The sequence below is a fragment of the Bacteroides sp. 2201st1_D9_2201SCRN_220225 genome (assembly GCF_040928965.1).
Lineage (GTDB): Bacteria > Bacteroidota > Bacteroidia > Bacteroidales > Bacteroidaceae > Bacteroides > Bacteroides stercoris.
Genome location: NZ_JBCODG010000017.1, coordinates 62,041 through 75,810 on the forward strand (window position 1 = coordinate 62,041; position 13,770 = coordinate 75,810).

The window sequence follows — 13,770 nt, forward strand, 5'->3', positions numbered from 1 at the left end:
TTTATTTGCAATGATAATAAAAAAACAGCAAATGAATTGCTTCAAATGCTGTCTTTCTATTTTATTTATTCTTCAATAATAGTTCCGAACTTTCCCCATATAGAGTGATTTTGATATGCTTCCTTACTACCTATTGGAATATATAAAGTAGCATCAGCATATACTGAAAAGGTATCTTCTAAAATAGCAGGTGGATTTGGATTTTTTATATGTACTTCTTTTAATGCTGTGCATCCATAAAAACATTTACTTTCTGTATTCCAATAATTACCAAATTGTGTGACTTTACTTGGTATTGTTATTGAAGTAAGATTTATACAATTTTCAAAAGCTAGTGACCCAATTATAGTAACATTATCAGGAATATCAATAGATGTCAAACTACTACATCCTGAAAAAGCACCACCTCCAATTAAAGTAACGCTATTAGGAATATTTACAGAGGTCAAACTAGTACTACATCTAAAAGTATTATATCCAGTTGTAGTAACACCATCAGCAATATTAACAGATGCTAAACTTGAACAATTCCTGAAAGCATAATCAAATTCAATAACACTCTTAGGAATGTCAACATGTTTTAAATTAGTTCCACTAAAAGCATAATCTTCAATTATAGTAACGCCATCAGCAATATTAACAGATGCCAAATTTGTACAACAATAGAAAGCAGATTTTCCAATCGTATCAACACTACTTGGTATATCAATATGGCATAAACTTGTACAATCCCTAAAAGCATACTCATCAATTAAGGTAATACCATTAGCCATCTTAATGGACTCTAAATTTGTACATTCCAAAAAAGCCTGTTCTTTAATTGCCGTAACACTACCTGGAATACTTACAGATATTAAATTTGTACAATCCCCAAAAGTCAACTCTCCAATTGTTGTGACCCCATTAGGTATATCAATGGATATTCTATTTTTCCATTTGTAAAATGCCTTTCTTTCTATTTCAACAATACTATTCGGTAGTTTTATCTCTTCCAGGTATTTCAGATGCTCAAAGAACCCCATAGGAAATACATTATCTTCTATTTCAACCCCTGTTTCACCTGCTGTAAACCAATAATCATCCCCACCACTGACAATATTTACATCTGACAAATCTATTTTCACCAAATTCTTCATGTATCTGATAAATTTAATATCTATTCCATTGATAAATCCTGACAATGTCAGTTCTTTGACGGCTTTAGACTCTTCTCCTGACATTAAGGTTGGCAAAGTACCAGCCGTTTCAATATGTAATTTTTTAGTTGTATCCATATAGGATTGTGTCACGTTCAATTTGATTTCAGATATGTGGCTTTGGTCTGATGCACTCTCCAACAGAATGGTTATCTTAGTGCTTCTATCAACTTCCTTATTCCTGTCTATTTTTATCCTCAATGAATTTACTCCCGCTTTGCCATTTATAGGAGTTATGCTACACCACTCTTTGGCATTTTCATCACTGAAAGAAACTTTAGCATTCCAATCCATATTTGTGGCAAAGGATATACCCAGTTCTTTCCCCTCTGCCCCTATGCTAACTTCATTATTGACAAGGTTCTCACTCTCTGCTGACAAGGCAAATTCAAGGTCTTTGTCCGCTGGCTTCTCAACTTCTTCGGGTGCTTCGGTTATTGACTGTAAACTGTCATCACCGCATGAAATCATTCCCATGCTCATAAAGGCTGTCATTGCAGCCATTCCAATAAATTTAAATGTACGCATAATCTTATTTTAAATCAGTATTATCTGTTGAAAAATTATTACTCTGCAAATATATTAATTAAATTTGATTTACATACAAAGTATATTTTGATAAAAAAAACTAACTATCTAATAATACGCTACATTAGAGTTATATAAACCGAACAGTGGACTATCTGCCTCTTGACAATCTTGCATGATAATCCACTGCTTTTGAATGGTTTATTTTATAAATTGGCTTCTTATCCTTTGGACTGTTGAAACACCTATACCCTGTAATTTGGCAATGTTCCTTACTGAATAGCCTTTCTTTAGTAAAGCTATCGTTTCCCTGTATTCTTCCCTTTTCCTTTCCTCTGTCTTGATACTTCCAGCCTTACGACCTAATTTCCCACCTTTGGCAATGTAGTTTGCCCTGCCACTGTTCAAACGGTATTGTATGTTTGCCCGTTCTATGTTAGCCATTTCAGCAAGTACAGTTACCATAATCGAAGCAATCGGATTTACCTCTCCGTTTGGCTGCAATGTGTATAACCCTAAATTCTGTATATAAACGGATACCTTTGCTTCATGCAGTATCTCCAAAGAGCGAAGCACCTGTAACGTACTTCTTCCCAATCTTGAAAGTTCTGATAATAACAGATAGTCAACACCCTTTTCCGTACAGTATTCCAAACATTCTGCAAGAACCTGCCTTTCCTCAATCTTCTTTGCTCCGCTTATGTGTTCTTGAAATATCCGTACTATCTCTATATCCTGCAAAAGGGCATACCTTTTTAAATCCTCTATCTGCCTTGTAGTGTCCTGTCTGTCATTCACAGACGAAACACGTGCATAAATTACTGCTTTTGTCTTCATATTATTCTTTGAATTAATTGATAACGGAAAGGGGCGTGTTCAAACCACCTTTTCAGATTTATTTGAACACAACTCCCTTTTGATTACATTTTGGAATACTTACTGTCTATCCATTCCCTGCGGTGGCTCTTTTCAAGGGCATCAGGGTGTCTTCCTTTTACAGGTCTGCTGTAATCTTTCATTTTTACCTTTGGCTCTCTTTCCGTCAATATCATTTTTGGAATAGAAGCTATAAGAAGAATAAGAGGCACACAGCCCGTAAAAATCGAGACAATCAAACAGAACAGCCATACAAATAATTGTTTATAAGACATAATTTTCAATATTAAACAGTCATACAAAAAGGAGAATACCCTTTAAAGAATATTCTCCCGTTCACTCAATCAATAAATCACCTGTAACGTTCGTCACCATGCAAGGCGGCATTTATTCCCGTTGCAAGTTCCGTAGCGTTATAAGCCCTATCCAAAAAGCTGTCTATATAACTGCTTTTGTTACTTCCTGTCAACAGATTATAGAATTTCCACATGGAGAGTTCACCGCCAAAACCGCCAAAATCATTATCGCTGATATATGCCTTAGCCACTGCATTAATCTGCGTATCCGTAAGTAGCATACGTGGCAGCCGCTTTTGATAGCCTTGCGGCAAGCATTGGTACAAACGCATCTTACCCAATAATGTGGCGAATTGGTGTTCATTCATAAAGGTGTCGCCCAAACTCTGCATCAGATGTATGTGCTTTGCGGGATTGTAGCCATGAAGCATTTCCAATACACCCTTATACAGGTCTTTGGTATTGGTTACTTCCAAATTGCTTAAATAGCCATCAGTGGAAACACACAGGTTAGTGCAGACCTTACAGGTAAAGCCTACAAACACCTTAAACCGTTCCATACCTTTTTTGCTGTACAGGTTGGTGTGATTATAGGCACGGACACCGCCAACAGTCAAAGTAAGTTTGTTCCCGTTTACCGTCTCATAAACGGTTGGTATCTCTATCACAAAGGCACACCTTTCGTAATAAATGGTCTTGTCTATTTCTAATAACTGATTAGCGGGCTTGTGTATTGCTTCGGGAATACGCCCTTTGATAACATGGGACACCCTTATATCGGGTATCTCAATCCTTTCACCTTGAAAGAATGTGCTTGCGGCATCCTGTACCGTCTCTATAAATGCAGGGTGTGACAAGGTGGCTTCATTGTCCTTTGCAAATACGGGAATGATACAGTCATTCTTTAAATGCTCCATGGTAACGTCAACCGTATTGGCTTCAATGAATAACGGTCTTTTCTGTTTTGCTGGTTGTTCTTCCGTTATTAAAACGGCTTCTTCCGCATATTCACCCAAATTTAACGTTCTTCTTTCCTGTGGCATACTGCCAATTACTAAATTGTTCATAATGAATTACTTTTAAATGGTTTATAAATTGATAGAATGAAACGGTAAACATTTCGTTTATCTTCAAATACTCTCGGGGGGCGTTAGAGATGTACTCTACTTTCGCATTCGTAGTTACCAATCTGTAAACCTGTGGATAGTCAGTCTGATATATATTCCAGCTTCAAGAAAAGAGGGCGGGGGGGGTGATTTATATAAGTACCTGTACTTTAGTATACGTATTTCCCTGTATTTTCAAGACTGTGGAAGAAGCGGATATATTGTGTAAATCCCGTTTTTGTGTATATGCGGATTTCAAAGGATAACCGCCGTTTGTTTTTTTACCTTGTTAAAGATGTGTACCTTTGTGTATCCCCATGAAACGGACGATATTTTTCTATTCATAGTATAATCTTCCTATTTATTATTGATAGTTTTATTTGTAGTCTGACCTGTCCGTTTCACTGCTGATAAAAAATCTGCCAACAGTGTAAAAATCAATGGTGCTATATGCAATGTATTGATAGGCATTATGGACTTTACACGAAAAAAGCCGCATTTGAGTATGATTAGGCATCTACTCCCGTGCGGCTTTTTATTATCTCTCCAAAACCTGTATCCAAATAAAAATCAGATAATCTTATCTTTTAATTACTAAATCATAACCAACTATGGACGAAACAAACATTTCCACACCGGATGCCAATATAACCATTACAGACAATACGGTGGAGCATATCATCTGCAATACCCGTACTATAAAGATAGATAGGAGTAAACTCATGAAATTATATGAGAAAATAGCCAAATTGGAATTACCCTTCTACTATAAGTACAAATACAATAAAAGAAAAGCTCCTGAAAGAAGGAGCTTTTAACCGTACATTCTCATAGAGGGAAAATAGTATATCCAGCTATCTTGCAGTAGTATATAATAAGAATAAGGATATTAACAGCAAAATCCTCTGGCTATATCCTCATCCGTTAAAATTTCCGGATATACGTTTTTCAGAACAGCTATTTGCGTCTCACTCGTTATCAAGAATATATCTTTGTCAAGTAAATGAATACCTTTCTTATCTTTCTTTACATATCTGAGTTCTGTCGCTTGTCTTATGTATCTTGATATAGTGGATGCACTTAAACCTAATTCTTTCGCTAACATATTCTGAGAATACTTGCATGTATTCGTACCATTCAGACATTTGCATTTCAACAAAACGAGAAAACCTTTCAATTCTCTGGAAATAGGTTCGTCATATAGTGTATTTCCTATTAGTACATAATGTTCCGTATCTAACTCGTATTCATATCTGGAAAAAGTACCGTATTTTCCCTTAACAAGGTTACTATGTATCTTTATCAATCCCATATCTTCAAATTTGTGCAGCCACTTGCCTATCTGTTCCTCTTTGGTTATACCGTAGAAAGCTGCCAGTTTCTCCTGTCTTATATGGGATATAGCAGTATAGCAATCAGAGCATAAGGCTAAACAATAAAACAAGTAGGCTTCAAGTAAATCCAATTTTCCCGCAATTCTTTCAGTTATTCTGCGATAGGATAGTTTTGCTTCTGTCATTAGCAACAGGACTTTGATAATTGGTGAAATGAATATCTCCTTTTCTTACTAATCTCCTGTATCTGTGATTGCCAAAGAATATTTTGGCTTCTTTTTGTGTGTTGAACTGCAATCCTGTGGAAAGATGAACAATCATAAGAGTGTAGTTTTAATAACGGAATGATAAATCTGCTGTAAAATATAGCCACTGAATTTTTGCGATAGCAAAAATGAAGCAGGTAGTGTATTTATTTTCCATAGGTATTTATAAGTAGCCCACCTGGATGAAACACCCATACACCACCTGGATGAAACACTGGTGAAATTCGACTTTATAAACGGATAGTCTTCATTTTTTATGGAAGCTGTATACCTGTTCAACAGCCCATACAGTTTGGATGATAATAAACTGTGTGCACTTTCTTCCTTATCTGTTTTCTGGTTTTAATGTACCCGTTCAGACTTGCCCACATGCCAATGCTGACCTTATTGTCTGAAACGCCCTGTGATAACGCTTTTTCTCTGATTTCTTCGTAAGTGAGTAGCCGCATGATGAATTTATGGATAAAAAGGTGTAAAAAAAGAGGAATCTTTGAAGTGGGTATATCTGTCGGTCTATTCGTAAGTCACTGATACAAAGATACAAAACTTCCGACAACCCACCAAAAGATAATACCACAAACTGGAAAAATCGACTGGAAGTGCAGATTAACTCACGATATTGCCTTTAATTAAAGGCATTTCATATTTATAACATAAGAATTTAATATATAATATCTTGCTTCGATTTATTTATTCTGTGTCTGTACTTTCGCTAAATATTCTTTCCTATAATTATCATCTATGCTTATTTCTGTAAATGCAGATGTTTGTACGTAACAGGAAGCAAATATATCATGGATATTGATTGTTTTAGTTACCAATTGAGGGAAAGTCAGACTTTGTGAGTTATGAGATATTGGGATATAGTTAAATGTAATGTTTCCTGTCTTTAAGTCTATTGTACTATTGTCTGTAAGTGCATACGCTTTGTGAAGGTTTCTTACTTTATTGACAATAATGTAGCAGATTTGTCCAGATTTGTAATATATCTTATATGTTCCTTTCATTAGGTTATATGGATAATATTCGACTTTTTCTAAAAATGTATGGTATATTTCACTTAATTCCTCATTAGAAATCTCTGGTTTTATTTGATTATCTCTGGTTAAGGCAACTTTCAACTGACTTATTTGTATTTGATATTGGACTACTGTTGAATTTATACTTTTTATTTCACTTTCAACTGTATGCAATTTTTGTTGCAAATCTTTGTGATATTGATTTAGGGTTTGAATGAAGTCCATATCTAAATCAGTGCTAGACAATTTGATAATTTTATTTTGATTTTCAATAATTCTTTGCTTCAAATTATTTATTTCAATCTCTTTGGAAATTCTTTTACTTTCTAGCCCATTGATTATTTCTCTAAGTTCCTTTATCTTTTTTTCGCTGTTATTATTGAAGAACTCTTTAACTTCTGAATATCGTTGGAGAAATAGATGATGCATAATCGTATTAGTGAGGTCATAACCCACTTCGTCTGTCTTAAAAGTACAGGCATAACTACTAGAATTGGGGTATACGCTACTACATCTATAGGTTAATTTGGAAATACCTTTTTGAGGCTTTTTATCTTTTACAGTCATTGCTTTTCCACATCTACATCTGAATATACCTTTTAATGGGTTAAATCTGTGAATGCTTCTGGAAATATATTTGTTGTTGTTTTTTATCATTTCTCTTGCTTTTAGAAAATCAACTTCTGGTATAGCTGGTTTTATACGCACTTCTACAACTATTGGTTTTATCGAATCATCATATTTACTGGTTCTTCTTCTAATTCCACGATATAAGTCATTTCTTGTCATTCTACTAAGATAACTTACAGTTGCAGGCATATTCCGAAAATTAATATTTCTATCAGTAAAGTATTTAGAAGTCATATAAAGTGTTTGTCCAGATAATATGAGTTCAAATGCTTTCTTTACATTATTGAGTTCTTCTGGATATTCTTCAAGAACATATCGTTTAATCGTGTTATTCCACACTTTTTTATAACCGTATGGAATATGAGAGTCTACTACAATATATGGGAATCTTCTAAAAAGAGCCATTTTCCCGTCTTGGTTCTTTTTTTTAATGTCTTTTCTTTCTTGTGCAGCTCCTTTTAATTGGAATATGAGTATGAGAAGCTCTGAAAAATCTAGATTTTCACTTGCTTTATAAATCTTATCCTTATTATCCAGCAAAACAACTGATATTCCTTTTAAAATAATGCTTTGAATATCATGTAGTGTTTCTGTTACTTCATCATTTCTGCTTAGTCTAGAAATTTCAGAAATAATGAGTAAATCGCAATCTTCATTGGTTAAGTCTAGTAACTGTTTATATCCACTTCTTTCATTGGTAGCACCAGATTTACCAAAGTCCTCAATAATACGATTGAGGAAAAAGTGCTTTTCGTCACAGAATTTACTAATTTTATCACGTTGTCTATATAACTCTTGTTTGGTGGTAGAAACTCTGGAATATCCTATAACTTTCATAAGTACAAATATTTATCTTGTTAATGAGGACAAATATAGTAATAAACAATAAGCTGGGCAAATTTATATCGTTGTCTGAGTATTCATTTCAGATTCCTGCCAATCGCATCGGGTTCATAGGCAATGGCGGTCCTTTTTCGTTGATGCAGCTTAAGGTTATCCAGGAAGTAGTGACGCTTATCATCTTTACAATATTCACTACCGTACTGTTTAAAGGAGAATCTCTGCATTGGAATCATTTTGCAGCTTTCGTTTGTCTGGTATTGGCGGTATATTTTGTCTTTTATAAATAGGATGAATGTGATGTCTAACGGTTGGAACCGGTAGCTTTATCAGGGGAAACTTTTTGTTTTTGCCGCCTGAACTAAAAGTTTTATGCTGATAACTAATGCGTTGGCTATTGTTTGGCTGTTGAATAAACAAGTAGGTGTACTTTCTCTCATTTCGGAGCTGTTGAACTGCTCAGCCGAAATCTGGACGATACAGGACGACACAACGTGTGACAGCTACTTGTAGGGATTTTTATCTGTCATACTTATCTGTCACGCTATAGTCTATTGTATGATAGCTTATTATCTTATTTTTGTGATAGCGTGACAGATGTTTTTCAAAATAAAACTTCGCGGAGGATGAAAACCGGGACGAATCGCTATTTTACCGTCATATATTTATCCATTCCTTTCGTGTAGAACATCCGGAGTTCCCCTTTTTCGTCCGCATATATGAAGCATGCGTCGAGGTCGGGGTGTGAATCGGCAAAGCGTTCGGCTTCTTCCAGGCCCATGACCATGAAAGCGGTGGCATAGGCATCTGCACTCATGCAGTCGCGGGCAATCACTGTGGCCGACAGGATACTGTGCTGCACCGGATAGCCTGTGCGCGGGTCTATAGTATGGGCATATTTTTTGCCGTCTTTGTAGTAATAGTTTCGGTAATTTCCCGAAGTGGCTATGCCCACATCGGTAACTTGCAGTATGGTCTGCAATTCTTGGTTTACGGCGAGCGAGTCGTCTATCGGCTTGTTGATTCCGATGCGCCATAAACTTTTTTTCGGGTTTTCTCCGCGCACCACCACTTCGCCGCCTATATCTACCATGAAATTGCCGATGCCTTTCTTTTCCAGCAATTGCGCAATGACATCTACTGCATAGCCTTTGGCTACGGCGCTGCACGAAAGCATGATGCGGGAATCCTGTTTGATAACTTTTCCGTCGGCGGATAACGATACTTTCGGATAGCCTGTGATGTCCAGCAAGCTGTCTATCATAGCAGAGTCGGGAAATGCGCCTTTCTTAAATCCGAATCCCCATGCGTTGGCAAGCGGGGCTATCGTAATGTCAAAAGCACCTTGGGTCTCCCGGGAGATTTCCATGCTGCGGCGGAATACGTTGGTGAAGAAAGTATCGGGAATGATTTCTTCGTTCCGGTTGATGCGCGTAATCGTTGCCGTATCGTTAAACGGAGATAGAGATCCGTCAAACCGTTTAAGCTCAGCTTCTATCTCGGCTTTCAAATTGCTGTCGTACTGATAGGTTATGTTATAGACCGTTCCGAATATCAGTCCGCTGACAGTTTGATAAGGAACAGCGCGGTTGTGGCGTGCAAGTATTCCGATAGTGCCGAGGGCAAGCAGGGCAACCCATAAAAAATTACGTTGTGCTTTCTTCTCCATAATGTATGATGCTGTATAAATAAATTAAGCGATCTTCTTTTTTATCCTTCTATCAGACTGCCTTTTATCGGACAGCCTGCCGTTTCTTCGTTTTTCACTCTTTATTTAAAAGAACAAGTGCTCTATCAATATCTTCGTTCCGATAACGATGAGGATAATGCCGCCCCACAGTTCGGAACGCAGCTTGCGGGCGATGCCGCATCCGCACCGGATGCCGAACATCAATCCTGCCAGTGATAAGGCAAACGACACAAATCCTATGATGCCGATAGGGGGCAGAATGGATGCAAAGTTGCAAACTCCCAGAAAAGCGAACGAAACACCTACCGCCAAGGCATCGATGCTGGTGGCTACCGCCAATGCCGCTACTACTTTCAGCTTGGTAGGATCGAACTCGTGCCGGCAATCTTTATCCTTGAAAGATTCCATAATCATACGTCCACCCAGAAAAGCTAAAATGGCAAAAGCTATCCAATGGTCTATACTTTCAATGAGATGGCTGAAAAAACTGGCGCCTATCCAGCCAAGCAATGGCATGAGTGCCTGAAAAAAGCCGAAAGCCAATGCCATTATCAGCATCGGGCGCAATTGAACACGTTTTAATATAATGCCGCTGGCTATGGATACAGCGAAACAGTCCATAGCAAGCCCTATGGCAAGCAACCAGATTTCTAATCCTGTCATTATCTCTTAGAATGGTAGTTTATAAGTTATTGTATAGGTAACCCCGGTTGTGTTTCCGTTGTACTTCCCGTAGCCCGGTACGTACCATGGATCACCATGCTCGGCAACGGAAGAACTCATACGGAATTTGAAACGTAACGCCCAACCCATATACAGGTCTTTCCATACATGCGCCCGTATACCGACACAAAATTCGGCCCATTGCATCGAGCCTTTCATTCCTTTATAATTAAAAGGCAGGCTGTTTCCCCAAATGCCGTCTATCAAATTCGGATTACCCAAACTTCCCCCGTATTCAGGGTCGTTGATGCCTAACGCTTCTACATCATATTTAAAGCTCGTTGCCGCATAGCGCAGGCCAACGAGTATCATATGTCCGTGTTTTTTGTTATAAAGCGCGTTATAGTCCATACCGATACGGAAATAGGGAGCACCGGTTTTATAATGTATTCCTTTGTCGCTCCAAGTATCAGTATTGCCATATCCTAATTCTACAATCGGGAAAAAGCGATTTTTAAGATTGACATCGACAGCTACCTCACTGCTGAAAAAGTCACTCCCGAACAGTTTGCTTCCGGGCCCCCATAAATCAACACTGACAGAAATACCATTGTACAGCGGATAGTGCACTTCCTCTTTGGCCTCTTTTTTCTCCTTTTTGGGCGGAGTGTTTGCCGGCGGAGCGGAAATGTCACTGTTTTGTGCCTGTAATGGAAGAGACAGCAGCAAACAGAACGCTAGACTAATAGAATAGTTTAAGATTTTCTGCTCCATAAATTCCGGCTTCTTTATTTGCAACGCGAATAGAATCAAGACTGTGGCGACTGTATCGGACATCTGTTATGGCTTGTTTCATTTGATAACCGCAATCCATTGACAAGAAGTAAGGTGTGTTGGTTTGGTGAATAACAAGCGTATCTGTCAATGTCTTGCTGTAATGAAACACGAGTACGGTGGAGTCGGCGGTATATCTCAGTGGCAACGAGAGATCGTGCACTTTTTTTTGATTGTTGATGATGACGGAATCCGTGCCAAAGGCAGTAACCGTCAAAGAGTCTAAGGTATCATTGGATACCACTTTGGTGTCAGGATCCAATGTATATAGGTAACATTGCATCATGGCTCGCGTTGTCATTGAACAGTCCGCTTCTTCCGAACAGGATATTGCTATACTGAAAACAGGGAAAAGAACAGCCCCGAATATTATAAATCTGACTAATGCTTTCATGGTTAAATCATTTTCTCTATTTGGTACTTATTGCGTTCTGGTGCATTGCGGGATATCAACTCTCCGAGAAAACCTGCCACAAATAACTGCGTGCCGATAATCATGGATGTCAGTGACAGGTAGAAATAGGGAGAATCTGTCACAAGGCGGTAGGGCATCCCTTGATTCATGTAATACAGCTTGCTGGCGCCGACAATAATGACGGCAACGAATCCGACGAAGAACATCAGAGAACCCAATATGCCAAAGAAGTGCATAGGCTTGATGCCGAAGGTGGAAAGGAACCAGAGGGATATCAAGTCCAGGTATCCGTTGAAGAAACGATTCCACCCGCCGAATTTTGTCTTGCCAAATTTCCGTGCCTGATGGCGTACGACTTTCTCGCCAATCTTCTTGAAACCGGCATTCTTTGCCAGGTAGGGGATATAGCGATGCATTTCGCCGTACACTTCTATGTTTTTTATAACATCTTTGCGATAGGCTTTCAAGCCGCAATTGAAATCGTGCAGGTTCTTTATGCCGGAAACCTTGCGTGCCGTAGCGTTGAACAGTTTTGTCGGTATGGTCTTTGACAGCGGATCGTATCTTTTTTGCTTCCAGCCGGACACCAGATCGTAGCCATCTTCCGTAATCATGCGGTATAGTTCCGGTATTTCGTCAGGACTGTCTTGCAGGTCGGCGTCCATTGTAATCACAACATCGCCCTGGGCCTGTTCAAAACCGCAATAGAGAGCCGGTGATTTGCCATAATTGCGACGGAACTTTATTCCGCGCACTTTATCAGATTTTGTTTGTAATTGCTCTATTATTTGCCAGGAACGGTCGGTACTTCCGTCGTTAACGAAAATAACTTCATAAGAAAAGTCACGGGCTTTCATTACCCGTTCAATCCATGCAAACAATTCCGGAAGAGACTCCTCTTCATTATATAAAGGAACGACAACTGAAATATCCATTTGCTTATTTACGATTTTACTATATTATACTATACCTGATTTATTTGAAATTTGTCTGTTCTTGTCATTCCTTTTTACGCCTCATTACAAATAAGGCGGTAGGAAGCGCGAGCAATGAACCGCAAAATACATTCCATGACACCAGTTGCATGGTGATATCTATGGGAGTGAGCGATTTCACAGTCTCCAATGTTTCTTGAAACATGTTTGTATAGGCTTCTATGTCCGGTACACCGCTTTTGTTTAAGATATCAATTTGAGATTCGTAGGCATTGATAACGAAACCATGATCGATGAAACGGAAATAAATGTAGTGTGCCACTGCCGTCAGCAATGCGGCAAACATATACATGAATACTGTGAATATCCATGCATGCAAGAAACTGATACTGCCGCTGCATACAGTATTACGATACATTCGTACATAATAATAGCCCATGAAAGGGACACATAACGTGAGCCCTACGAAAAGGAAAGATAAAAACGGAATTGTCAATCCTAAAGGGAAGAGGATGAATTTTAAAATCCAATATCCTCCCAAATAGGTGCCGAACAACATTGCATATTGCATGTAACCTTTATTTTCTGCCATTTTTCTTAGAAATATGGCGCAAAGTTATAAATAATATTGGTTGTAGACCCTGTATTCTTGTTAAAGTTGAAAAAAGTTAGGGGAAGGTATTGCAGATTTAAAATTTTTATCTACCTTTGCACTCGCAAAACGGGTAAGTCCTATACGGCCAGCTCCCTTCGAATCCTCCAGGGCTTGATCGCAGCAAAGGTAGTTGGTTGTAGCGGCGCGATGTAGATAGCTTACCCACCCGCCTCTTTAGCTCAGTTGGCCAGAGCACGTGATTTGTAATCTCGGGGTCGTTGGTTCGAATCCGACAAGAGGCTCAAAAAAAGAGATATATCAGCGATGATATATCTCTTTGTCTTTATGATATTTCGGTTCAGTTTGAAAACGGCCTTATTTTATTCGGGTCAACGTAAAAACGGGTCAGCGGATTTCCCCGGTTGGCAGGGTCAACGTAAAAACCTGAGGGATTCATAGCTTATGCATAAATTTTCGCCAGTCTGAACAGGAAGAAAGCTCTGTCCTTTACTCCTCTGAATTGTGTGCGGAACTCCTTTATTTTTGC

General features: G+C 38.4%; 13 protein-coding genes, 1 tRNA gene and 2 pseudogenes. 3 read left to right on the forward strand and 13 right to left on the reverse strand.

Annotated features, from left to right (window positions below):
* Positions 1–65: 65 nt before the first annotated feature.
* The 4 genes from AB5903_RS07725 to AB5903_RS07740 form a co-directional block, all read right to left on the reverse strand.
* Positions 66–1,724 carry a leucine-rich repeat protein gene (locus AB5903_RS07725; protein WP_368117744.1) on the reverse strand — a complete coding sequence of 553 codons (1,659 nt, stop codon included), beginning with the start codon at positions 1,722–1,724 and terminating at the stop codon, positions 66–68.
* Between the two features lie 201 nt (positions 1,725–1,925).
* A complete protein-coding gene (locus AB5903_RS07730; protein WP_195658697.1) occupies positions 1,926–2,561 on the reverse strand; it encodes a recombinase family protein in 636 nt (211 codons plus the stop codon).
* Positions 2,562–2,644: 83 nt separating this feature from the next.
* Positions 2,645–2,875: a hypothetical protein gene (locus AB5903_RS07735; RefSeq protein ID WP_195658698.1), complete on the reverse strand. Its 231-nt coding sequence runs from the start codon at positions 2,873–2,875 to the stop codon at positions 2,645–2,647.
* Between the two features lie 77 nt (positions 2,876–2,952).
* Positions 2,953–3,963, reverse strand: coding sequence for a DUF3871 family protein (locus AB5903_RS07740; RefSeq protein WP_272709886.1), 1,011 nt, complete (start codon positions 3,961–3,963; stop codon positions 2,953–2,955).
* A 650-nt stretch (positions 3,964–4,613) separates the two neighbouring features.
* On the opposite strand from AB5903_RS07740, the gene AB5903_RS07745 reads away from it, so the two are divergent.
* Positions 4,614–4,820, forward strand: a complete 207-nt coding sequence (locus AB5903_RS07745; RefSeq protein ID WP_195639325.1) for a hypothetical protein — start codon at positions 4,614–4,616, stop codon at positions 4,818–4,820.
* 71 nt (positions 4,821–4,891) lie between these two features.
* On the opposite strand, the gene AB5903_RS07750 is transcribed toward AB5903_RS07745, so the two are convergent.
* Together AB5903_RS07750 and AB5903_RS07755 are read right to left on the reverse strand one after the other, a co-directional pair.
* Positions 4,892–5,521, reverse strand: a complete 630-nt coding sequence (locus AB5903_RS07750) for a MarR family transcriptional regulator (protein WP_195639324.1) — start codon at positions 5,519–5,521, stop codon at positions 4,892–4,894.
* A 767-nt stretch (positions 5,522–6,288) separates the two neighbouring features.
* Positions 6,289–8,088 (reverse strand): recombinase family protein, encoded by a 1,800-nt coding sequence (locus AB5903_RS07755; RefSeq protein ID WP_258998507.1) that lies wholly within the window; start codon positions 8,086–8,088, stop codon positions 6,289–6,291.
* 65 nt (positions 8,089–8,153) lie between these two features.
* Between AB5903_RS07755 and AB5903_RS07760 the strand changes: the two are divergent.
* Positions 8,154–8,381: pseudogene (locus AB5903_RS07760) on the forward strand (DMT family protein); the annotation flags it as partial.
* Positions 8,382–8,737: 356 nt separating this feature from the next.
* Here the strand turns inward: AB5903_RS07760 and AB5903_RS07765 are convergent.
* The 6 genes from AB5903_RS07765 to AB5903_RS07790 all read right to left on the reverse strand — a co-directional run bounded on the left by AB5903_RS07765 (position 8,738) and on the right by AB5903_RS07790 (position 13,220).
* Positions 8,738–9,760 carry an FAD:protein FMN transferase gene (locus AB5903_RS07765; RefSeq protein ID WP_060385810.1) on the reverse strand — a complete coding sequence of 341 codons (1,023 nt, stop codon included), beginning with the start codon at positions 9,758–9,760 and terminating at the stop codon, positions 8,738–8,740.
* Between the two features lie 105 nt (positions 9,761–9,865).
* Positions 9,866–10,444 (reverse strand): manganese efflux pump MntP family protein, encoded by a 579-nt coding sequence (locus AB5903_RS07770; protein WP_368117745.1) that lies wholly within the window; start codon positions 10,442–10,444, stop codon positions 9,866–9,868.
* Positions 10,445–10,450: 6 nt separating this feature from the next.
* A complete protein-coding gene (locus AB5903_RS07775) occupies positions 10,451–11,218 on the reverse strand; it encodes a DUF6048 family protein (RefSeq protein WP_040315413.1) in 768 nt (255 codons plus the stop codon).
* Positions 11,187–11,672, reverse strand: coding sequence for a DUF6452 family protein (locus tag AB5903_RS07780; RefSeq protein ID WP_117740225.1), 486 nt, complete (start codon positions 11,670–11,672; stop codon positions 11,187–11,189). The genes AB5903_RS07775 and AB5903_RS07780 overlap by 32 nt, the downstream gene beginning before the upstream one ends.
* A gap of 2 nt (positions 11,673–11,674) precedes the next feature.
* Positions 11,675–12,628 carry a glycosyltransferase family 2 protein gene (locus AB5903_RS07785; protein WP_195658701.1) on the reverse strand — a complete coding sequence of 318 codons (954 nt, stop codon included), beginning with the start codon at positions 12,626–12,628 and terminating at the stop codon, positions 11,675–11,677.
* 64 nt (positions 12,629–12,692) lie between these two features.
* Entirely contained in the window at positions 12,693–13,220 is a 528-nt protein-coding gene (locus tag AB5903_RS07790) for a DUF4199 domain-containing protein (protein ID WP_005652088.1), read from the reverse strand.
* A gap of 231 nt (positions 13,221–13,451) precedes the next feature.
* Here AB5903_RS07790 and AB5903_RS07795 point away from each other — a divergent pair.
* Positions 13,452–13,525 (forward strand) — tRNA-Thr (locus tag AB5903_RS07795).
* Between the two features lie 158 nt (positions 13,526–13,683).
* On the opposite strand, the pseudogene AB5903_RS07800 reads toward AB5903_RS07795, so the two are convergent.
* Positions 13,684–13,770: pseudogene (locus AB5903_RS07800) on the reverse strand (transposase); the annotation flags it as partial.

What these genes read in the sequence shown, in the direction of transcription:
- AB5903_RS07725 (WP_368117744.1), bottom strand. Translation starts at nt 1,724, where the DNA reads ATGCGTACATTTAAATTTATTGGAATGGCTGCAATGACAGCCTTTATG.
- AB5903_RS07730 (WP_195658697.1), bottom strand. Translation starts at nt 2,561, where the DNA reads ATGAAGACAAAAGCAGTAATTTATGCACGTGTTTCGTCTGTGAATGAC.
- AB5903_RS07735 (WP_195658698.1), bottom strand. Translation starts at nt 2,875, where the DNA reads ATGTCTTATAAACAATTATTTGTATGGCTGTTCTGTTTGATTGTCTCG.
- AB5903_RS07740 (WP_272709886.1), bottom strand. Translation starts at nt 3,963, where the DNA reads ATGAACAATTTAGTAATTGGCAGTATGCCACAGGAAAGAAGAACGTTA.
- AB5903_RS07745 (WP_195639325.1), top strand. Translation starts at nt 4,614, where the DNA reads ATGGACGAAACAAACATTTCCACACCGGATGCCAATATAACCATTACA.
- AB5903_RS07750 (WP_195639324.1), bottom strand. Translation starts at nt 5,521, where the DNA reads ATGACAGAAGCAAAACTATCCTATCGCAGAATAACTGAAAGAATTGCG.
- AB5903_RS07755 (WP_258998507.1), bottom strand. Translation starts at nt 8,088, where the DNA reads ATGAAAGTTATAGGATATTCCAGAGTTTCTACCACCAAACAAGAGTTA.
- AB5903_RS07765 (WP_060385810.1), bottom strand. Translation starts at nt 9,760, where the DNA reads ATGGAGAAGAAAGCACAACGTAATTTTTTATGGGTTGCCCTGCTTGCC.
- AB5903_RS07770 (WP_368117745.1), bottom strand. Translation starts at nt 10,444, where the DNA reads ATGACAGGATTAGAAATCTGGTTGCTTGCCATAGGGCTTGCTATGGAC.
- AB5903_RS07775 (WP_040315413.1), bottom strand. Translation starts at nt 11,218, where the DNA reads ATGGAGCAGAAAATCTTAAACTATTCTATTAGTCTAGCGTTCTGTTTG.
- AB5903_RS07780 (WP_117740225.1), bottom strand. Translation starts at nt 11,672, where the DNA reads ATGAAAGCATTAGTCAGATTTATAATATTCGGGGCTGTTCTTTTCCCT.
- AB5903_RS07785 (WP_195658701.1), bottom strand. Translation starts at nt 12,628, where the DNA reads ATGGATATTTCAGTTGTCGTTCCTTTATATAATGAAGAGGAGTCTCTT.
- AB5903_RS07790 (WP_005652088.1), bottom strand. Translation starts at nt 13,220, where the DNA reads ATGGCAGAAAATAAAGGTTACATGCAATATGCAATGTTGTTCGGCACC.